General features: G+C 35.3%; 22 protein-coding genes. 12 read left to right on the top strand and 10 right to left on the bottom strand.

The window, feature by feature from the left end; genetic code table 11:
* Positions 1-8: 8 nt before the first annotated feature.
* The 4 genes from AC57AW_RS05130 to AC57AW_RS05115 all read right to left on the bottom strand — a co-directional run bounded on the left by AC57AW_RS05130 (position 9) and on the right by AC57AW_RS05115 (position 3,507).
* Entirely contained in the window at positions 9-371 is a 363-nt protein-coding gene (locus tag AC57AW_RS05130; RefSeq protein WP_496351050.1) for a hypothetical protein, read from the bottom strand.
* A gap of 19 nt (positions 372-390) precedes the next feature.
* Complete coding sequence (locus AC57AW_RS05125) at positions 391-1,035, bottom strand: hypothetical protein (protein WP_496351049.1); 645 nt, start codon at positions 1,033-1,035, stop codon at positions 391-393.
* A 72-nt stretch (positions 1,036-1,107) separates the two neighbouring features.
* Positions 1,108-1,794 (bottom strand): response regulator transcription factor, encoded by a 687-nt coding sequence (locus tag AC57AW_RS05120; protein ID WP_002982671.1) that lies wholly within the window; start codon positions 1,792-1,794, stop codon positions 1,108-1,110.
* 168 nt (positions 1,795-1,962) lie between these two features.
* A complete protein-coding gene (locus AC57AW_RS05115; RefSeq protein ID WP_318847403.1) occupies positions 1,963-3,507 on the bottom strand; it encodes a sensor histidine kinase in 1,545 nt (514 codons plus the stop codon).
* Between the two features lie 201 nt (positions 3,508-3,708).
* Here AC57AW_RS05115 and AC57AW_RS05110 point away from each other — a divergent pair, with 201 nt between their 5' ends.
* Positions 3,709-4,203: an SRPBCC family protein gene (locus tag AC57AW_RS05110; protein WP_318847402.1), complete on the top strand. Its 495-nt coding sequence runs from the start codon at positions 3,709-3,711 to the stop codon at positions 4,201-4,203.
* A gap of 97 nt (positions 4,204-4,300) precedes the next feature.
* Here the strand turns inward: AC57AW_RS05110 and AC57AW_RS05105 are convergent, their stop codons facing one another.
* From AC57AW_RS05105 to AC57AW_RS05085, 5 genes are all read right to left on the bottom strand, one after another.
* The gene (locus tag AC57AW_RS05105) at positions 4,301-4,639 is read right to left on the bottom strand and encodes a hypothetical protein (RefSeq protein WP_318847401.1); all 339 of its coding nucleotides are present in this window, start codon (positions 4,637-4,639) and stop codon (positions 4,301-4,303) included.
* A gap of 36 nt (positions 4,640-4,675) precedes the next feature.
* Positions 4,676-4,852, bottom strand: a complete 177-nt coding sequence (locus AC57AW_RS05100) for a hypothetical protein (protein ID WP_496351048.1) — start codon at positions 4,850-4,852, stop codon at positions 4,676-4,678.
* A 39-nt stretch (positions 4,853-4,891) separates the two neighbouring features.
* The gene (locus AC57AW_RS05095) at positions 4,892-6,934 is read right to left on the bottom strand and encodes a S9 family peptidase (protein WP_496351047.1); all 2,043 of its coding nucleotides are present in this window, start codon (positions 6,932-6,934) and stop codon (positions 4,892-4,894) included.
* 174 nt (positions 6,935-7,108) lie between these two features.
* The gene (locus AC57AW_RS05090) at positions 7,109-7,849 is read right to left on the bottom strand and encodes a uroporphyrinogen-III synthase (protein ID WP_318847801.1); all 741 of its coding nucleotides are present in this window, start codon (positions 7,847-7,849) and stop codon (positions 7,109-7,111) included.
* Between the two features lie 12 nt (positions 7,850-7,861).
* Positions 7,862-8,530, bottom strand: a complete 669-nt coding sequence (locus AC57AW_RS05085) for a DUF4271 domain-containing protein (RefSeq protein ID WP_496351046.1) — start codon at positions 8,528-8,530, stop codon at positions 7,862-7,864.
* Between the two features lie 241 nt (positions 8,531-8,771).
* On the opposite strand from AC57AW_RS05085, the gene AC57AW_RS05080 reads away from it, so the two are divergent.
* The 4 genes from AC57AW_RS05080 (at position 8,772) to AC57AW_RS05065 (ending at position 12,260) form a co-directional block, all read left to right on the top strand.
* Positions 8,772-9,488 carry a polyprenol monophosphomannose synthase gene (locus AC57AW_RS05080; protein WP_496351045.1) on the top strand — a complete coding sequence of 239 codons (717 nt, stop codon included), beginning with the start codon at positions 8,772-8,774 and terminating at the stop codon, positions 9,486-9,488.
* A gap of 86 nt (positions 9,489-9,574) precedes the next feature.
* Positions 9,575-9,943, top strand: a complete 369-nt coding sequence (locus tag AC57AW_RS05075) for a DUF4296 domain-containing protein (RefSeq protein ID WP_496351044.1) — start codon at positions 9,575-9,577, stop codon at positions 9,941-9,943.
* 67 nt (positions 9,944-10,010) lie between these two features.
* Positions 10,011-11,141, top strand: coding sequence for a tRNA guanosine(34) transglycosylase Tgt (gene tgt, locus AC57AW_RS05070; RefSeq protein ID WP_318847395.1), 1,131 nt, complete (start codon positions 10,011-10,013; stop codon positions 11,139-11,141).
* Between the two features lie 6 nt (positions 11,142-11,147).
* Positions 11,148-12,260: an LptF/LptG family permease gene (locus AC57AW_RS05065; RefSeq protein WP_318847394.1), complete on the top strand. Its 1,113-nt coding sequence runs from the start codon at positions 11,148-11,150 to the stop codon at positions 12,258-12,260.
* Here the strand turns inward: AC57AW_RS05065 and AC57AW_RS05060 are convergent.
* Positions 12,254-12,967 (bottom strand): biotin--[acetyl-CoA-carboxylase] ligase, encoded by a 714-nt coding sequence (locus tag AC57AW_RS05060; protein WP_496351043.1) that lies wholly within the window; start codon positions 12,965-12,967, stop codon positions 12,254-12,256. The two genes, AC57AW_RS05065 and AC57AW_RS05060, sit on opposite strands and share 7 nt — an antisense overlap.
* Positions 12,968-13,054: 87 nt before the next feature.
* Between AC57AW_RS05060 and rsfS the strand changes: the two genes are divergently transcribed.
* The 7 genes from rsfS (at position 13,055) to AC57AW_RS05025 (ending at position 19,673) form a co-directional block, all read left to right on the top strand.
* Positions 13,055-13,420 carry a ribosome silencing factor gene (rsfS, locus tag AC57AW_RS05055; protein ID WP_318847392.1) on the top strand — a complete coding sequence of 122 codons (366 nt, stop codon included), beginning with the start codon at positions 13,055-13,057 and terminating at the stop codon, positions 13,418-13,420.
* Between the two features lie 20 nt (positions 13,421-13,440).
* Positions 13,441-15,462: an ATP-dependent zinc metalloprotease FtsH gene (gene ftsH, locus AC57AW_RS05050; RefSeq protein WP_496351042.1), complete on the top strand. Its 2,022-nt coding sequence runs from the start codon at positions 13,441-13,443 to the stop codon at positions 15,460-15,462.
* A 136-nt stretch (positions 15,463-15,598) separates the two neighbouring features.
* Positions 15,599-16,180, top strand: a complete 582-nt coding sequence (locus AC57AW_RS05045; RefSeq protein WP_496351041.1) for an LUD domain-containing protein — start codon at positions 15,599-15,601, stop codon at positions 16,178-16,180.
* 24 nt (positions 16,181-16,204) lie between these two features.
* Positions 16,205-17,077, top strand: coding sequence for a phosphatidate cytidylyltransferase (locus AC57AW_RS05040; RefSeq protein WP_496351040.1), 873 nt, complete (start codon positions 16,205-16,207; stop codon positions 17,075-17,077).
* A gap of 4 nt (positions 17,078-17,081) precedes the next feature.
* Positions 17,082-17,738, top strand: coding sequence for a phosphatidylserine decarboxylase family protein (locus AC57AW_RS05035; protein WP_496351039.1), 657 nt, complete (start codon positions 17,082-17,084; stop codon positions 17,736-17,738).
* Positions 17,739-18,169: 431 nt separating this feature from the next.
* Positions 18,170-19,162, top strand: coding sequence for a helix-turn-helix transcriptional regulator (locus AC57AW_RS05030; protein WP_496351038.1), 993 nt, complete (start codon positions 18,170-18,172; stop codon positions 19,160-19,162).
* Positions 19,163-19,259: 97 nt separating this feature from the next.
* Positions 19,260-19,673, top strand: a complete 414-nt coding sequence (locus AC57AW_RS05025; protein ID WP_496351037.1) for a transposase — start codon at positions 19,260-19,262, stop codon at positions 19,671-19,673.
* Position 19,674 lies beyond the last annotated feature (1 nt).

Raw genomic sequence — 19,674 nt, 5'->3', positions numbered from 1 at the left:
TGTTTTAATTAACCTATCTTAGGCGGCTGCCAGATTTCCTTTAAACGGTCTGAAAGATAAGGATCTGAATATCGGAACTGAGCATTCTTATTTGCTTTGTAATAAGACAGTTCCAAACGTAGATTTTTTGAAAAAGGAGTTTCAATAAAAGTGTAGCAGGCAACACATGATGAGCAGCAGTCATCAGTACATGATTTTGTTTTGTCATGCTTACTGTCTTTTTTTGAAGAATGGTTTTTGCAGCAGTCACTTTTTTTCGAAGATTCTGCTTTACAGCATGTTTCCTGCATTGCCTGCGCATAGAAATTGTCCTTGGGAATTAAAAAAACTCCCAGGCAAAGTACAATTGCAAGTAGATGAAACAGCTTCATATCTGCAAAAATAAGAAATTTATGGCAAAGGATCACCAACTTTTAGAGAACAGCTGTGCCAAGGTTCTCCGTGTGCCGGGTTTAACTTAGGTTTTTCTCCCATTGCCAGATTCTGTGCAGCAGGTGCTGGGGCAGGGGTAGTCTGTACTACATTTTGAGCTGGTTGAGGAGCTGGTGCAGGTTTGCTGTTTAATGGCTGCCCTACAGGAATGTCACATCGGTGCCCGGGCTGTCCGTGTGGAGGATTCATCCCCGGAGCAGTTTTTGCCTGCTTCCCGTTATTATCAAGGGTGATTTTTCCTGGTGCTACTGCATTAGGATCAATCTGAACAATATTATTTCCGGCTGTATTTATATTTTGTGTGGCAGGAGCTGCGGCTGCAGGCTTACTGTTCAGAGGTTGTCCTACCGGAATGTCACATCTATGGCCAGGTTGTCCGTGTGGAGGATTCATCCCTGGGGCAGTTGCCATTGGAGCAGGAGTAGAGGCAGATTGAATGCCAGACTGATCCATGAGTGTTGTTTTTGAGGTTGTATTAAGGGCTACGCTGGGTTGTCCGGCATTGGCTTCTTCTTTTAAATAAGTGGCTTTTTCATCCTTTTTACAAGATGCAACTAATAGTGATACGGCGATCAAACCTATAAATGTATTCTTCATATCCATGGGTATGAAACAAAATTAGCAAAACATTTTCAATTGTTTTGCTAATTTTATATTTATAATAAGATTTTTGGATTAATTTTTTACCAAAAGTCTAAATCCTTCTCCGTGAACGTTGATGATTTCCAATCCTTCGTCGTCTTTTAATAACTTACGAAGCTTTGCGATATACACGTCCATACTTCTTGCTGTAAAGTAATTTTCCTTTTTCCAGATCTTTCTCAACGCAAGATCTCTAGGCATGAAATCGTTTCTGTGAATGCAAAGAAGTTTCAATAATTCATTTTCTTTAGGAGAAAGTTTATATTCTTTATCACCTACTTTCAGTTGTCTCAGCATAGAGTCAAAGAAAATATTGCTGATTTTAAACTGCTCCTGTTCTTCATTTTCCAATGTAGAACTTCTCTGTAAAATAGCCTTTATTTTGTATAAAAGAAGCTCAGTATCGAAAGGTTTTGTGATATAATCATCAGCTCCCAACTGGTATCCTTTCAAAATATCTTCTCTCATATTTCTTGCTGTAAGGAATATGATCGGTGTATTTTTATCAATCTTTTTTACATCTTCAGCTAATGAAAATCCATCTTTTTTAGGCATCATTACGTCAAATATGCAGATGTCGAATTCATTTTCTGTAAATTCTTTAAGTCCCTGCTCCCCATCAGTGGCTAGCGTTACTTCAAAATTATTGATCGTCAAATAATCTTTAAGCACCGCCCCGAAACTCTGATCGTCCTCTACTAATAATATTCTGTTGCTCATAACTTTTTAATAATTAATAATTAACAATTAAGAATGAACTTCCTCACTCTATCTTCTATATTTTGATATTTGGTTTAAACTTTATAATTGATGAATGATAAATGATCGTTGATTTTGAAATCGTCCTTTGATCATTTATGGCTTATCATCGATCATTGATATTCTTTTCTAGCCCATTGGCAGTTTTATCGTGAACGTACTTCCATTTCCTTTATGGGAGTCTACGATAATCAGCCCTTTGTGCAGTTCTACAATTTTTTTCACATAGGAAAGGCCTAATCCCTGTCCTTTTACGTTGTGAATATTTCCGGTTTCTTCCCTGAAGAATTTTTCGAAAATTTTGGTTTTATTCTGAGTATCCATTCCCATTCCTTTATCGGAAATCTCAATGATATACCAGTGTCCTTCATTTCTTGTTTCCACATGTATTTCCGGTGCTTCAGGAGAATATTTATTCGCATTATCCAGTAAGTTGACCAGCATATTCGAGATGTGGAATTCGTCTATTTTAAAATTATAATGGGTGGCATTAAATTTCTGGGTAAGAGATCCGTTTCTTTGTTGTACAATCAGATTGAAAGATTCTGTAGTTCTTTTGATCAATTCCCTTACGTTGGTTTCTCTTAAAAACAATTCTACTTCATTTCTTTCAAGTTTAGACATATTAAGCACGTTTTCTACCTGCTTTTTCATCCTTAAGTTCTCCTGCTTGATCAATTCTGAGTAATATTTTACCTTATCCGGATTGGTGGCAATTTTATCATTCGCCAAAGAATCCGTTGCTACAGAAATGGTTGCCAATGGTGTTTTGAACTCATGAGACATATTGTTGATGAAGTCTGTTTTTACTTCAGCAAGCTTTTTCTGTCTCATCATATAATTGATGGAAATAATATAAATTCCAAGAATGGTAAGAAGAGAAAGAAATGTTCCTAAAAGCATTGGCCAGTTGTTCATCGCCAGTGAGTATTCTTTTTTAGGGAAAACCAATGCGAGGCTGTACAATGTGTTTTTTTTGTCTGCAAAAAGAGGAAAGCTGTAGATATTACTGTCTTTTTTCTCCTTATAAGCTTTATTCACAATGCTTGTAAGCTTGTTGTTGCGGTCTAGAACTCCATATCCGAACTTAGCAGATATTCCTCTGATTTTAAGTTCTTTAGCGATCACGGAGTCAAGCGTTTTCGGATCCACTCTTTTGGTGATAGGAAGATTGTTTCCATATACTTTCACAAATTCTTTCATGGAGTAATCTCCAGTCTCAATCTCCTGATTGATATCTGTGGTAAGAAGTTCACGGTTGGTGGTATCTCTTTTTATTTTATAGGCTGCTTCGTCTGTATATAAGGTTGTCAGCTTGATAGAATCTCCTTTTTGAGAAATCGGCAGCTGAGTTTTTTCAATAATATTTTTAGAGTAAATAATCTGTCTCTGAGTACCGGAGTCTTCTACCTGTTGAATAGTAGTTAAAGACGGCTGTTTGCTGTTGGCAAGAATATTTTTTCTGAAATCTTTATAATCCTCATTCAGGTATTTATCGGCTTCAATCTCTTCAATACTTTTTGAAGTACTTTCCAAAACTGCATATACTTTATTTGAAAAATCCTGTTCCAGTACGCCGTAATAGCCTTTCAACCAATAAAATTGGAGCGTCACAAAGACAATCAGTGAGATCGTCATAAACACTGAAATTATTGGGATGAATTTGTTATTCATTATTTAATTATATATGTTTTGGAAAAATGAATGTTAAAATTAATTGTTTTAAGACTACATAAACAAAAAACGAGCCAAATAATTGTTTTTTTTTTCTTAAAAGACTGTTTTTTAACAATTATTTATGAATTATCTTTTACTTGTCATATGAAAAGTCCCTTTCAATAAATAAAGTGCTAACTTTATTAAAAATAAAAATATATGGAATCTAATATCATTTTCAACAAAGATTTTGATGCGGCAAGTACATATGTCATGAAGATTTACAAGGCTGATGTTTCAAAAGTATGGGATCACTTTACCCAATCTGAATTATTGGATCAGTGGTGGGGGCCTAAACCCTGGAAATGCGAAACAGTAAGCCAGGACTTCAGAGAAGGAGGAATCTGGATGTATGCGATGGTAGGGCCAAACGGTGAAAGAGGTCCTATGTATGCTCAGTCTCAATATGGCGAAATTACGGAGCACAGAAGTCTGGACTGGATGAGTGCTTTTTGTGATGAAAAAGGAAATATCAATGAAGATTTTCCAAGGTCAAAATGGCTGATCGGCTTTACAGGAGTAGAAGAGGGAACCAAGGTCACGATCAATATTCATTACCATTCCGAGGAAATTATGAAGAAGATTATGGATATGGGATTTGAAGAAGGATTTACAATGGGACTGACCCAATTGGAAGAATTGATCAGCTCATAAAAATTGAGCATCGGAAAAATTTGAAGTGAAAAATGATGTTGCGTATTCATTTTATAATAAAAAAACAGGATGCTCATTTAAACATCCTGTTTTTTTATTAAATCAATTCTTCTTCCTGAAAGTATTGAATAATAGCCTTTTTCATAAGCAAAGTTTGCTCGTTGGGCTTTAATTCCGGAAGTCCTTCCAGCTTATCAAACTGTGGCCATCCATCTTCATAGTGTGTGAATTTATAATATCCAAACGGCTCAAGCAGTCTGCAGACTGCAATATGAATCAGGTTTACTTTGTCTTCCTTAGTGTATTTTTGCTGGCCGCTTCCCAGCTCCTGCAACCCAATCAGAAATAAAAGGGTTTCAATGGGCGGGTTCTTTTCAGTCTGGAAATTGTCTTCAAAGAACTGTTCTATTTTTTTCCAATATTCGGACTCGTTCATATGATTATAACTGCCATTTTATCATGACAGTGTCTTTTATAAATTGTTACTTTCTTTATTTTTAATATCTTCTTCTCTTGCTTTTTTCAGCAGATCCTGTATTTTTTCTTCTTGTTTGGTTTTAAAGTCTTCTCTCTTTTCCATCCTGGTAATTTTCTGTTTTTGGATCAGGTAATAGATGATAGCGATTGAAATAAAAACTAATAATAACATATACGCTGTATTTGAAAATTAGTGAAGAAAAGAATAAAACTATTTTTTATCAATCTTTAATAAAAAGGCATATTCTAATGCGTCTTCTTTTAGAGATTCAAACCTTCCGCTTGCTCCTCCATGTCCGGAGCTCATGTCAGTTTTAAAGACTAAAATATTATCGTCTGTTTTTAATTCTCTAAGTTTTGCCGTCCATTTTGCAGGTTCCCAATACTGCACCTGTGAATCATGGAATCCTGTAGTGATCAGCATATGTGGATAATCTTTAGCTTCTACATTGTCATAAGGAGAATAGTCTTTCATATAATGGTAGTATTCTTCATCATTAGGATTTCCCCACTCATCATACTCTCCGGTAGTCAAAGGAATCGTATCATCCAGCATGGTAGAAACTACATCTACGAAAGGGACCTGTGCTACAATTCCGTTAAATAACTGGGGTTCATAATTGACCACAGCACCTACCAACAGACCTCCAGCACTTCCACCCATCGCATACATATGTCTCGATGACGTATAATTTTCTTTGATTAAATACTTTCCAGCATCAATAAAATCAAAGAATGTATTTTTCTTGAATAGCATTTTTCCGTCTTCATACCATTCTCTTCCCAGGTATTCTCCACCACGGATGTGAGCAATAGCATAAATAAAGCCTCTGTCCAGAATAGATAATCTTACATTTGAAAAGCTGGCATCAACGGTATGCCCATAACTTCCATATCCATACAGAAGAAGTGGAGTGTCAGCTGATTTTTTGGTGTCTTTATGATATACTAAAGAAATAGGCACTTTTGTCTCCCCATCTCTGGAGTCTGCCCATATTCTTTCTGAAATATAATTTTCATGGAAATATTTCCCACCCAATACTTCCTGTTGTTTCAGGAGCTTAGTGGTTTTGTCTTTCATGTTATATTCGTAAGTGGAACTCGGCTGTGTAAGAGACGTGTAACCATAACGAAGAATCTCAGTGTCAAATTCAAGGTTGATTCCAATATAAGCTGTATATGTTGGATCAGAGAAAGGTAAATAATAAGATTCTTGCGTCTTCTCATCAATAATTTTGATCTGAAGCAAACCTCTTTCTCTTTCCTCAAGAACCAGATAATCTTTGAAAATTTCAAAGCCCTCCAACAAAACTTCAGCACGGTGAGAGATAACATCTACCCAGTTTTCCATACTGCAGTTGTCAATCTTTGCTTTTACAATTTTGAAGTTGATGGCATCATCAGCATTGGTAATGATGTAAAATTCATCTTCATAATGCTCTACTGAATATTCAAGATCATCTATTCTTGGCTGTATTATTTTCCATTCTGCAAATACGTTGTCAGAAGGGATGAAGCGGTGTTCATCAGAAATAGTACTTGAACTCGCAATGAAAATATATTGTAAGGATTTAGTTTTAAATACATTGACATCAAAAGTTTCATCCTGTTCGTGGAAAATCAGAATATCTTCGGAAGAATCTGTTCCCAGCTTATGTCTGTATACCTGGAAAGCACGCAGGCTTTTATCTTTTCTGATATAGAAGACATGCTGGTTATCATTTGCCCAAACTGCTTTTCCTGTTGTATTAGGAATAGTGTCCGGCAGAATTTCTCCGGTTTTTAAATTTTTAAAATTAAGCGTATAGATTCTTCTTCCTACATCATCTGAAGAAAAAGAAGCTAATTCATTACTAGGGCTTACCGCTAGACTTCCTACTTCAAAAAATTCTTTGCCTTCCGCCAGAATATTAACGTCAAGGACGATTTCCTCTTCATTGTCAAGACTTTTGTACTTTCTGCAGAAAATAGGATATTCCTTACCTTCTTCATAGCGTACAATATACCAGTATTCATTAAAGATATAAGGTAGAGATTCATCGTCCTTCTTATAACGCGCTTTCATCTCTTCAAAAAGTTCTTCCTGAAGAGCTTCTGTATCTTTCATGATGAATTCTTCGTAGGCATTTTCTTCCTCAATATATTGGGTGACTTCAGGGTTTTCCCTTTCATTCAGCCAAAAGTAATTATCGATCCTTCTATCGCCGTGGGTTTCTAATATTTTTTCTAATTTTTTTGCCTGTGGAGCTTTCATCCGGATATTTTGATTTTTTATTGAGCAGAGCTCGTCTTTATACTTTTCTTCTGAAAGAAAGCAACTTTTTATGCAGACGTCTCATCCAATGTTAATTTTCGTTCAAATTTAGGTAAAAAAAAACCATCTTTCCTTTATTGAAAAGATGGTTGATGGTATTTTTATAATTAAAGACTACTTATGAAGTGCTTTAATATACTTTTCAAGGGCCATTGTCATGGAAGGAGTTTCCTTCGTAGGTGCCATTAAATCTACTTTTAATCCAGCTTCTTCTGCAGCAGCCAAAGTCGTGTTTCCAAAAACACCAATCTTGGTTTCATCCTGCTTGAAGTCAGGGAAATTTTGTTGTAGTGATTTGATTCCTTGTGGGCTGAAGAATATCAACATGTCGTAATCTTTGACAGTGATATCAGTAAGGTCACTGCATACAGTACGATACATGATTGCTCTTGTCCAGTCTACATTAGAGGCATCCATGGTTTTTACAGTATCCGAACTTAGAACATCTGAAGATGGCAGCAGATATTTTTCAGTTGGGAATTTTTTGAAAAGAGGAAGCAGATCTGAGAAGTTTTTCTCCCCAAAGCTGATTTTTCTTTTTCTGTATACAATATGCTTTTGAAGATAGTTGGCAATTGCTTCCGACTGGCAGATATATCTCATTGTATCCGGAACGGCAAAACGAAGTTCTTCCGCAAGTCTGAAGTAATGGTCAATCGCATTTTTACTGGTAAATATAATACCGGTATACTGCGTCAGATCTATCTTCTGTGTTCTGAGCTCTTTATTGTCAACCCCTTCGACGTGGATAAATGGACGGAAATCAATCTTTATTTTTTCCTTCTTCGCTATATCCAAATATGGAGAAGACTCACTAGGCGCTGGTTGAGAAACCAATATAGACTTTATTCTCATCATTGACATTTATTAAAAAAATAACAACTTCCAAAGCAATAATAATGGTGCGATTTGGAGGGTGCAAATATACAAAAATTTATAATACCATTTTTCAGGAAGAATCTTGTTCTTGTGAAATAAGTAGAAAAAGACTTTGAAAATGAATACAAAAGAAAAGAAAGACAGATAATACAAAAACATTTTATTTCTGTCTATAGGGAAGTAATAGTGGGCTACACAAAGAATTATTAGCAAAAATGTAAGAATGAAATAAAATTTTGTAGAGGTAAAATAAAAAATAGTCCATTTTTTTCCGTCTCCTATACTTTGATAAAATAAAAACCCGAATGTTGATTTTATTAAATAAAAAAACAATACAGCCAGCAAAGTATACCCGAATTTATTAAGCTGATATCCAAAAAGCTGAAGATCGGCAATAAATTTTGGTACAATAGGAATGTATTGCGAAATCAAAACAGATAAGGTGAGGGTAGTCACACATGAGGTGATGATCCAGCTGGGAAGGTTGTTACTGGCATCAAAATACTTTTGAAGCAGAAAATCTTTGAGACTGGCATCTCTTTCTATGACGTTCATCATAAAAACATATAAAAATATACAGCCCACGAGGATAAAGATTACCCAGTCATTGTTCTCAGGTATTCTTACATGATTGATGAAGTGTTGTGATGATGGCAAAATTTAAGTTTTTATTATTTATTATTTAACTTCCTATAGCACAATCCGGCACAGATTTTCCTATCACCTGATTATCTATCCGTAGTTAAAATATTTGCTCTCATCGATTTTACGTGTTGTTCAGATCTTTTAAATAAAAGTTTCTGTTTCATCCGCCCAATCCCTGAGAAATATTTTTGCAAAATTATAGATTATTTTGTATAAAATAAAAAGGTTAAATAAACTATCTTTGCAAACTGAAATGAAAAAACTCGTCATTATCCCCACATACAACGAAAAGGAAAATATTGAAAATATTATTTCCGCAGTTTTTGCATTGGAGGATGACTTTCATATCTTAGTAGTGGATGATACTTCTCCGGATGGAACAGCAGAGGTTGTAAAAGAATTGCAGAAGAAACACCCCCATTATTTACATCTGTCAATAAGACACATAAAAGACGGGTTGGGAAAGGCATATATTCATGGTTTTAAATGGGCTATCGAAAATAAATACGATTATATTTTTGAAATGGATGCCGATTTTTCCCATAATCCTAACGACCTGCCGAAACTTTTTGAAGCATGTATAAATGCAGATATGGCCATCGGGTCCCGTTACTCGAAAGGAGTAAATGTGGTCAACTGGCCTATGGGAAGAGTGTTACTTTCTTACTTTGCATCAAAATACGTAAGGTTCGTATTAGGTCTTCCTATTCATGATACTACCGCAGGATTTGTCTGTTTTTCAAAAAAAGTATTGGAAGAAATAGGATTGGATAACGTGAGACTGAAAGGTTACGGGTTTCAGATAGAAATGAAATTCAGAGCATTTAAAAAAGGCTTTAGAATTGTAGAAGTTCCTATTATATTTACCAATAGAATTTTAGGAGAAAGCAAAATGAACGGCGGAATTATTCATGAAGCAGTTTTTGGAGTGTTAAACTTAAAGTGGAAATCAATCATCAATAGACTGTGAAACAATGTATAGGCAATTCTTCTCACATAGAGGAATATGTATATGCAGAGTTCCATCAGACCATTAAAAAATATAAAAATAAACTGATGAAAAAGCTAATCTTTATTTTCGTTTTGCTGGGCCTGTTTTCGTGCAGCGATTATATTGATAAGCCCAAAAATCTGATCGATAAAGATGTGATGGCAGAAATCATTGCAGATCTTGCGATCAACGATCAGGCTATCTATGTGTATCCTGATAAAAATATGGAAGCCGGTACAAGGGCTGTCCTGAAATCACATAAAGTAAAATCTGATGACTTTGTAGAAAGCTTCAAATACTATGTGATCAAAGAACAAATGGATGGGATCACCAATGATGCACAGGAAATACTGGTTAAAAAAGATCCCAAAGCAGATAAATATATAAAGGATAAACTGAAGCAAAATGGAGCTGTAATACCTTTGGTAAGGTAAAAACATCACCAGAGTTTCTAACCTATAAGAAATCACTGATAATAAGGTGAATTAAAAAAGTAGAGAGATGAAATTTTTTAATATTGAAAAAACCTCTGAAGGAAAAGCAAGAGCAGGGGAAATTACCACAGATCACGGGAAGATTCAAACTCCTATATTTATGCCTGTGGGAACTGTTGCAAGTGTAAAAACAGTTCATCAGAGAGAATTAAAAGAAGACATTAAAGCTCAGATTATTCTGGGAAATACTTACCACCTTTACCTTCGTCCGGGAATGGAGACGATGCAGGATGCAGGTGGACTACATAAATTCATGAACTGGGATCTTCCTATTCTTACCGATTCAGGAGGTTTTCAGGTTTTTTCATTGGCGAGTAACAGAAAAATGACAGAAGAAGGAGCGAGATTCAAATCTCATATCGACGGAAGCTATCATATGTTTTCTCCGGAAAGATCAATGGAAATTCAAAGACAGATCGGAGCCGATATTTTCATGGCTTTTGATGAGTGTACTCCTTACCCTTGTGAATATAACCAGGCAAAATCATCTATGGAGCTTACACACCGTTGGCTGAAAAGATGTATTGAATGGACTAATGATAATCCTGAATTATATGGGTACAAGCAAAGACTTTTCCCAATTGTTCAGGGATCTACCTATTCTGACCTTAGAAAAATTTCTGCAGAAGTAATTTCTGAATCGGGAGCCGAAGGAAATGCCATCGGTGGACTTTCTGTTGGAGAGCCTGAAGAGGAAATGTACAGAATCACAGATGAAGTGACAGATATTCTTCCAAAAGAAAAACCAAGATACCTGATGGGAGTAGGAACTCCATGGAATATTCTGGAATCTATCGGACTGGGAATTGATATGATGGATTGTGTAATGCCAACAAGAAATGCAAGAAATGCAATGCTTTTCACATGGCAGGGGGTGATGAATCTTAAAAATGAAAAATGGAAGCGTGACTTTTCGCCTTTGGATGAATTTGGAACCAGTTTTGTAGATCGTGAATATTCAAAAGCGTATCTTCGCCACCTGTTTGTATCTAAAGAATATCTGGCAAAACAGATTGCTTCGATTCATAATCTTGCATTCTATCTTGATTTAGTAAAAGTAGCCAGAGAACATATTATTGCAGGTGATTTCTACCAGTGGAAAAATTCTGTAGTACCGGTTCTTAGACAAAGACTGTAAGAGATTATGCTTAAAATTGTAGACAAATATATCATTAAAAAATACCTGGGAACCTTCAGTTTCATGTTGGTATTATTGTCTATAGTCGTACTTGTAATTGATGTTCAGCAAAAGATTCCAAGGATAGAAAATGCCAAAGCCATTGATCCGAAGCTGGATCTGATGTACTTTCTTGTACATTTTTATCCCTTCTGGATTATTAATCTTGTGGTGACCTTTCTTTCCATTCTTGTATTTATTTCGGTGATTTATTTTACCTCCAGAATGGCAAATAACACTGAAATTGTAGCCATTATCAGTAGTGGAGCAAGTTTTCACAGATTTTCAAAACCTTATCTGTATACATCCATTTTTATTGGTCTGATTGCCCTTGTGGTCTATCATATGGTGCTGCCATGGGCTAATATCAAGAAAAATGAACTGGAAGCTTATACCTATAACGCAGCCAATAAAGAAAAGATTTTAGGAACAGCTCCAGCCTCTTCACAGCTGAGCAAAACAGAATATATCTTTGTTGATTCCTGGAATAAAAGAGAAAAAAGAGGGTCAAGTTTTGTCTATCAGAAATATGATAAAGACAGAAAAATGATCTACGAGCTAAAAGCTAGTGAAGTCTATTGGGATAAGGCAAAAAAACAGTTTGTTTTAAATAATTATTTAGAAAAAACAATCAATAAAGACAATACCGAAAAGCTGAGTAACGGGATAGAATTAAGGAAAAACTACGGGCATTCACCGGAAGAACTTTTCCCTAATGAGCTTTTGGGACAAAATAAAACCACTCCAGAACTTTTAAAATTTATTGAAAGAGAAAAGGCAAGAGGAAACAGTAATCTGAACTCTTATCTGAATGAGCTTCATCAAAGAACATCAATGCCTGCTTCTATCATTATTCTGACATTTCTGGCGCTTTCCCTGTCTTCACAAAAGAAAAGAGGAGGGTTGGGTGTTAACCTTGCCATAGGGATCTCATTAGCCTTTGTTTTCGTGTTCTCATTTGAAGCCTTGAAAGTGGTTTCGGAAAATAAAAGTTTGTCTCCCGCTGTAGCTATGTGGCTGCCTAATATGGTGTTTCTGCCGCTTACCCTATATCTTTATATCAAAAGAGCCAATCAGTAAAGCAGTTTTACTTCCTTGTGATAAAAGGAATGCATTCCGTCTTCCAGTTCGATCCAAAGTTCTCCCTTCTCGTCTGCATTTCGGATAATGCCATTTTGTCGCTCTTTTTCAATTTCAAAGACAGAGATCTGATCCCTTCTGAAAAGGTTTGCATTGAATCTATCCAGAATTTCCTGATCATTAGGAATGTTTTTCAGTTTTTCAGACAAGTATTCATGAAGATCAAATGAGACTTTTTCAAGGTCAAATACAAGGCCTGTTTGCGTTAGAAGTGATCCTGCATTAGATATTTCATCAAATTTGTCCTGAAGAATATTGATTCCTGCTCCTATGATGAAATAATTATTTTGATTAATTTTTTTCTTTTCTATTAAAATTCCAACGATTTTTTTACCTTTAAGGATAATATCATTCGGCCATTTGATTTTTACCTCAGATTCAGACAATTTGGCAAGGAAATCCCGGATAACCATTGCGGTATAATAATTGAGTATAAAGTCAGAGCACAGGATGTTCTGAGTATTTACTGCCAGCGTATAAGCCAGGTTTTTTCCGGCAGTTTGAGTCCAGACATTTCCATACTGACCACGCCCTTTAATTTGATTAAAAGTATGCAGTCCAATAAAATCTGAATTTTTATAAAGTAAAAACTTTGATATTTCGTCATTAGTAGAAGAACATTCTTTCAGATAGAAGAGTTGGCTCATTTAAGAAAACTTTAAGACATTAAGAGGGTAAAAGTAAGGTTAAAGTAAAGAAAAAACAATAAATTTGCAGATTATAGTATTTTTTTAATGAATAAAACAGCAGAAAAACAGGCGTTAATAGATAAAATCGTTGAAGCTATCCAGGATGTAAAGGGAGAAGACGTTATGATCTTCGATCTTTCCAACATCGAAAACTCCGTAGCAGAAACGTTCGTGATATGTAGTGGAAACTCAAATACACAGGTTGCTGCATTAGCAGGAAGTGTTGAGAAGAAAGTAAGAAACGAACTGCAAGACAGACCTTGGCACGTAGAAGGTACTGAAAATGCAATGTGGGTATTGGTAGATTACGTTACAGTGGTAGTTCATATATTCCAAAAAGAAGTACGTGAGTACTACGATATAGAAGAGCTTTGGGGTGACGCAGTCATTACCAAAATTGAAAATGAATAATAAAAATTTAAAAAGTCTAAATGAATAATAAAGGATTCAACTGGTTCTTTCCAATTGCAATCATAGCACTTTTGCTTTTCTTTGGCTCCAATTTCCTTGGAGGTGATAGCGCAAAATCTATTGATGAAGATGGTTTCTTTAGAGAAATGCAGGCGGGGAAAGTCCAGAATATAATTATATACAAAGACATAGAGAAAGCTGATGTTTTCCTAACAAAAGAAGCAAAATCGGCAATGGTTTCCAAAGCCGGAAAAGAAAATAACCCTCTTTCTGCCTTCGAAATGGCTCCTAAAGCAGATTTTTCTGTAAAATATGGAGACCTTCAACTTTTCCTTCAGAAATTTGAGCAGGTGAAAGCCAGCAATCCGGTTATTAAAACATCGAAAGATTACGGAACAGGCAAAAGCGCATTAATGGACATTTTAGTTCCTGCGTTGGTTTGGATTTCTATTCTGGGATTATTCTACTTCCTTCTTTTCAGAAAGATGGGTGGAGGCGGAGGTCCTGGCGGACAAATCTTCTCTATCGGTAAATCTAAAGCAAAACTTTTTGACGAAAAAGAAAGAATTCAGGTGACATTTAAAGATGTTGCAGGATTAGAAGGAGCTAAAGAAGAAGTTCAGGAAGTTGTTGATTTCTTGAAAAACTCTGAAAAATATACAAAACTGGGAGGTAAAATTCCTAAAGGTGTCCTTTTAGTAGGCCCTCCGGGAACGGGTAAAACGTTACTGGCAAAAGCCGTTGCAGGTGAAGCTAAAGTTCCGTTCTTCTCACTTTCAGGTTCTGATTTTGTTGAAATGTTTGTTGGGGTAGGAGCTTCCAGAGTAAGAGACCTTTTTGCTCAGGCTAAAGCAAAATCTCCGGCGATTATCTTTATTGACGAGATTGATGCTATTGGACGTGCAAGAGGAAAAAATAACTTCTCTGGCGGAAATGATGAAAGAGAAAATACATTGAACCAGCTTCTTACCGAAATGGACGGTTTCGGAACAGATGTCAATGTTATTGTAATGGCGGCTACCAACAGAGCGGATATTCTTGATAAAGCATTAATGAGAGCAGGTCGTTTTGACCGTTCTATTTATGTAGACCTTCCGGAACTTCACGAAAGAAGACAGATCTTTGATGTTCACTTGAAAAAGATCAAGCTTGATGATAATGTAGACAGAGATTTCTTAGCAAAACAAACTCCTGGATTCAGTGGGGCAGATATTGCTAATGTTTGTAATGAAGCAGCATTAATCGCAGCACGATATAACCATACTTCCGTTACAAAACAGGACTTCCTGGATGCGGTAGACAGAATTATCGGTGGACTTGAAAAGAAAAATATGGCCATCAAGCCATCTGAAAAAAGAAGAGTTGCTTATCATGAAGCAGGTCACGCTACAATCTCTTGGTTGGTAGAACATGCATCACCACTTTTAAAAGTAACGATTGTTCCAAGAGGACGTTCTTTAGGGGCAGCATGGTATCTTCCGGAAGAAAGACAGCTTACCACTACTGAGCAGATGCTGGACGAAATGTGTGCAACACTGGGAGGTAGAGCAGCAGAACAGGTGATCTTCAACAATATCTCTACTGGAGCACTTTCTGATCTTGAAACGGTAACGAAAAGAGCTCAGGCAATGGTGACAATCTATGGTTTGAGTCCAAACATTGGTAATATTTCTTACTACGACAGCTCAGGCCAGTCTGAATATTCTTTTGGGAAACCTTATTCTGAAGATACGGCTACTAAAATTGATGCAGAGATCAAGTTGATTATCGAAGATCAGTATGAAAGAGCGGTAAGGATTCTTGAAGAAAATAAAGATAAACTGGATGCTCTGGCTAATAAATTATTAGAAAAAGAAGTGATCTTCCGTGAAGACTTAGAAGATATATTCGGAAAAAGAGCATGGGATCCTGAATTGACAGAGAAACCCGTTACCAATACTATTCCTGAAAAAGATCAGCCGGTAGTAGTGGAAACACCTCAGATCAAAGAAAAAGAAGAAGAAAGCGAAATACAGGCTCCAGAAAGCCCAACACAGCTTTAAGACTCTTAAAAAATAAACCTTACAAAAACCTGACAACCTCAAAATTGTCAGGTTTTTTCATATTTAAAGAGATATTTTGGACTCTATTGTAATTTATTTTCTATTTTTGTATAAAGTTGACTAAAAATAGATTAAGTTGAATTTATTCAAGAGGATTGTAAGCAAACTTACCAACCAGCCTGACGAAGAGGACAAACAGAGCCTGGAGAAGCTTGGGGATTCGCTGAAAAATGCGGATCTTGACTATAAGTTTGCGCAATTATTTACGCATTCGGGGGGATTTTTTAATTATTGTGCAGATGAAGCGGAAGCTCTACAAACTTTAAATCAAATTATCAAAATAGAAGGTACCCACAACCTTTTCTGTTGGGACAAGGAACTTCAGAACTTTTTAAACGTTGTGAGGACTTCTTACACGTCAGAACTGCAGCAGGCTAATGATGCCGCATTCATCACTTGTGAATACCTGATTGCCTATGACGGCAGAATCATGCTTTCACATAATAATATTCTTCATTATCATTCTTCAAGACTTCCCGATAAAATTATCATCATTGCCAATGTTTCTCAGATTGTAAACAACCTGAATGATGCCATGGGAAAAATAAAAAGAAACGGAAATATCAAGAACCTTACTTCCATCAGTGGAAGCCAGTCAAAAATGGACAGTTCTTCCAATTCCAATACAAAACTGTTTTTATTGCTGCTTGAAGATTAAGCAACCACTTCTAAATTTTAAATTTTGGACAAAAATCTCATTCAAAGAACCTTATCAGGTATAGTCTATGTAGCCATCATTATTCTTTGTTCTACTCCGTTGGGAGCGCAGCTGCTTAACAGCATTGTTCCTGGTCTTGTAAAGCAACAGTATCTTTATTACGGATTAATGAGTCTGCTGCTGATTGTGGGTACCTGGGAATGTGTCAAAATCATGAAATTTGGAAACGGATATGAAAAGTGGGTGGTATATCCATTGGTCATTTTTATATTCTATATTTTTTCCAAAAGATATTTTAATCACGACTTCTTTTTTGATTTCAGACTCAGTGAAATACTGGCGCTGGCGTTGATTGGGATTGCTGTGGTTACTTTATTCAAATATCCTAACGAATTATACTTCGACAGCGGAAAACTTATTTTTACCGTTATTTACGTAGCGCTCCCATTCAGTTTTGCATTGGGACTGCCAAAGTTTTCCAGCTTTAATGATACTTTCTCACTGGAGGTTCTCTTCCTGTTTATCCTGATCTGGAGTAGTGATACTTTTGCTTATCTGGTAGGAAAGTTCTTTGGTAAGCATAAAATGGCACCTAAAATATCGCCTAAAAAAACATGGGAAGGATATGCAGGTGGCGTAGTGCTAACATTGGTTTTATCCTACTTTATTGAACATTATCAACCTGAATTGAGAGGGAACTGGATGATCGTAGGATTTTTGATTGCTGCTTTTGCTCCGCTAGGGGATTTGGTAGAAAGTCAATTGAAAAGAAATTTCGGTGTGAAAGACAGTGGAAACATCATTCCGGGACACGGAGGAGTTTTAGATAGACTGGATAGTTTTATTATCTGCGTTCCTGTCGTATATTTGTACTTTATTTTAGAAAAATTTATTTAGTCTCATGAAATTACATAGAGAATCAAAAGGAACAATTACCGTTGCAACCCTGCTTTTTATCATTCTGGGTGTTTTAGCAATTTATTTCCTTAAAATGTGGTCCCTGCTGATCATTATGCCTTTGTTGGTTATTTACAGTTTAGTTTTCTGGTTTTTCAGAGTTCCGGATCGTAATATCCTTGACCACAAAGAAAACGTGATAGCTCCGGTGGACGGAAAAGTGGTAATGATCAAAGAAGTGGATGAAGATGAATTTATAAAAGGAAAAGCCATTCAGGTTTCTATTTTTATGTCTCCACTGAATGTTCACATCTGTAGATATCCGGTTTCGGGTGAAGTGATTTACAAAAAATACCATCCTGGAAAATATCTGGTTGCATGGCATGAAAAGTCTTCTACAGAAAATGAGAGAACCACTTTGGCGGTACAAACTTTAACCAATCATAAAGTAGTTTTCAGACAGATTGCCGGATATGTGGCAAGAAGGATCGTTTTCTACTGTAATGAAGGTGATAAAGCAAAAGCCGGGCATGAGTTTGGATTTATTAAATTTGGGTCCAGAATGGATGTATTCCTGCCTTTGGACACTGAGATTATCTGTAAGATCGGAGATATTACAAAAGGAGGTTTGGATGTTATTGCCAAACTGAAAGAAAATTAAAGAATTTTATAGTTTATAAACTGAAAAGAGAGCCTTTATGGCTCTCTTTTTTATTTAGTGAATAAGAAGGATGTTCTGCTCATTTGAGTTTAACTACGCGTGAGTAATATTGCGTATCAGGGAAAGATGTATTTTTTATTTGTATTAATAATTTTATTTGCTTAAAAAACACATGCTATTTATACTTTTAAATGAGATAAAACAAATCGATATTAATTTTTATAAAAATGCTTTTTTTTATTTGATGATTTAATGTCAGATTTTAGTAAATTGTAATTGAAAAACACGAATCATACTCTTTTATTACTAAAAATTACAGACCTATATTTTGTTTTGTGAGTTTTTATTTAAAAGCTATTAATATTGGAAAATTTATGCTATAAGTAGTACAAATGCCAACTTGAGCTTGTGAAAACATAAAAAACAACACGATGATTTATAAGTTTTTCTTTAAGATGATCAATGACGAAGCGGAGAAAATGGATGATGATTTTGACAGTAACTATCTCAATCTTATTAACCGTTATTTGCTTTTATTGTTTCTTATATTCCTGTTTTATTCCATTTTTATTATTGTTTTTTTTGGGGATATGTTGATCTCAACATTTCTTACAGTAATTACTTTTTTTTGGCTGTTATTAATGGCACTGAAAGGAAAGATGAAACGGTTCAGGAAGGTCTTGAAAAATTCTATTCTCTTTGTATTTGTCTTGCTGACTTTTATAGTAAGTTTTTTTAATATTTATACGTATAAAAATGCGGGAGTAGAGTATTTCTATTTCTGTCTTTTATTTGCTGTCCCGTTCTTTTTGAACTATAAAAAGGAGGCTTTTTCTATCTTTCTCATTACTTTTATGATCAGCATTAATTTTATTGTATGTCTGTATTTTGATTTTGATTTCCTGCCGAAGAGCAGATTTATAGAAACAGGGGATTTTAAAACAATAAAGTTGCTGAATATTTTATTTTCCGTTACCTCTTTCCTAATGGATATTGTGTTTATTACTCAAAAAGACGCGCTGATTCATGGTTTAATTTCTGATAAAAAAGAGAAAGATTCTACCATTAAAGATCTGGTAAAAACCAATACGGAGCTGATGAAACATCAAATGCTTATCAATCATCTTTCAGAAGAAAATATTGAAGAGATTTTAAATCTGGCAGGTAATAATTCACCGATGTTTTTTGAAAAATTCCAAGTGTTTTTCCCTCATTTTATCCCGGGTATTTTAAAAATAAATCCTAATCTTATTCATTCAGAGCTGTACTTTTGTGCATTGATGAAGCTTGATTTTGATACCAAAAAAATTGCACAGTGCACCAATAACAGTATTCGGGCGGTAGAAAGTAAAAAATACAGAATCCGGAAAAAACTGAATATATCCTCTGAGATCAATATCAACAGCTTTCTGATTAAAATTTAAACAAAATTCCGATTTTTGTTACTTATACGTAGTGTTGAGTATCGTTTGATGGTATTTTTTGTTTTTCTTGTCAATATTTTTACTTAAAAATATTGTGATGAATATTAAGAACATTCATATTGGAAGCCTGATCAGATCCAAAGTAGAGGAACATCAGATTTCAATAGAAAGAATCTCCCGATTTTTAGACAGGACAGAAGATGATGTAGAAATGATGTATCAGGCAAAAAGTATGGATACGGATATACTGATGAAATGGTGTAAGCTATTAAAGTTTGATTTTTTTAGATTTTATACCGGTCATCTTATTTTGTATGCTCCACAGTCAAGAATTGATAATGAATTCAGAGAAAAGGGAAGTACCATAGTTTTCAGGAAAAGTATTTATACCCAGGAGGTAAAGAATTTTATACTTGAAAAAATAGAAATGGGAGCAATGACAGCCAATGAAGTTGTTGAAAGATATAAGATTCCCAAAACAACTTTATACAAATGGATGAAAAAACTATAAT

This window comes from Chryseobacterium sp. BGA-UO-ETr-SB22 (assembly GCF_059567885.1).
This window is presented reverse-complemented; position numbering and strand designations above follow the sequence as displayed.

What these genes read in the sequence shown, in the direction of transcription:
- AC57AW_RS05090 (WP_318847801.1), bottom strand. Translation starts at nt 7,849, where the DNA reads ATGAGAATAAAGTCTATATTGGTTTCTCAACCAGCGCCTAGTGAGTCT.
- AC57AW_RS05115 (WP_318847403.1), bottom strand. Translation starts at nt 3,507, where the DNA reads ATGAATAACAAATTCATCCCAATAATTTCAGTGTTTATGACGATCTCA.
- AC57AW_RS05060 (WP_496351043.1), bottom strand. Translation starts at nt 12,967, where the DNA reads ATGAGCCAACTCTTCTATCTGAAAGAATGTTCTTCTACTAATGACGAA.
- AC57AW_RS05095 (WP_496351047.1), bottom strand. Translation starts at nt 6,934, where the DNA reads ATGAAAGCTCCACAGGCAAAAAAATTAGAAAAAATATTAGAAACCCAC.
- AC57AW_RS05130 (WP_496351050.1), bottom strand. Translation starts at nt 371, where the DNA reads ATGAAGCTGTTTCATCTACTTGCAATTGTACTTTGCCTGGGAGTTTTT.
- AC57AW_RS05080 (WP_496351045.1), top strand. Translation starts at nt 8,772, where the DNA reads ATGAAAAAACTCGTCATTATCCCCACATACAACGAAAAGGAAAATATT.
- AC57AW_RS05030 (WP_496351038.1), top strand. Translation starts at nt 18,170, where the DNA reads ATGATTTATAAGTTTTTCTTTAAGATGATCAATGACGAAGCGGAGAAA.
- ftsH (WP_496351042.1), top strand. Translation starts at nt 13,441, where the DNA reads ATGAATAATAAAGGATTCAACTGGTTCTTTCCAATTGCAATCATAGCA.
- AC57AW_RS05075 (WP_496351044.1), top strand. Translation starts at nt 9,575, where the DNA reads ATGAAAAAGCTAATCTTTATTTTCGTTTTGCTGGGCCTGTTTTCGTGC.
- rsfS (WP_318847392.1), top strand. Translation starts at nt 13,055, where the DNA reads ATGAATAAAACAGCAGAAAAACAGGCGTTAATAGATAAAATCGTTGAA.
- AC57AW_RS05100 (WP_496351048.1), bottom strand. Translation starts at nt 4,852, where the DNA reads ATGTTATTATTAGTTTTTATTTCAATCGCTATCATCTATTACCTGATC.
- AC57AW_RS05035 (WP_496351039.1), top strand. Translation starts at nt 17,082, where the DNA reads ATGAAATTACATAGAGAATCAAAAGGAACAATTACCGTTGCAACCCTG.
- AC57AW_RS05065 (WP_318847394.1), top strand. Translation starts at nt 11,148, where the DNA reads ATGCTTAAAATTGTAGACAAATATATCATTAAAAAATACCTGGGAACC.
- tgt (WP_318847395.1), top strand. Translation starts at nt 10,011, where the DNA reads ATGAAATTTTTTAATATTGAAAAAACCTCTGAAGGAAAAGCAAGAGCA.
- AC57AW_RS05125 (WP_496351049.1), bottom strand. Translation starts at nt 1,035, where the DNA reads ATGGATATGAAGAATACATTTATAGGTTTGATCGCCGTATCACTATTA.
- AC57AW_RS05105 (WP_318847401.1), bottom strand. Translation starts at nt 4,639, where the DNA reads ATGAACGAGTCCGAATATTGGAAAAAAATAGAACAGTTCTTTGAAGAC.
- AC57AW_RS05120 (WP_002982671.1), bottom strand. Translation starts at nt 1,794, where the DNA reads ATGAGCAACAGAATATTATTAGTAGAGGACGATCAGAGTTTCGGGGCG.
- AC57AW_RS05025 (WP_496351037.1), top strand. Translation starts at nt 19,260, where the DNA reads ATGAATATTAAGAACATTCATATTGGAAGCCTGATCAGATCCAAAGTA.
- AC57AW_RS05110 (WP_318847402.1), top strand. Translation starts at nt 3,709, where the DNA reads ATGGAATCTAATATCATTTTCAACAAAGATTTTGATGCGGCAAGTACA.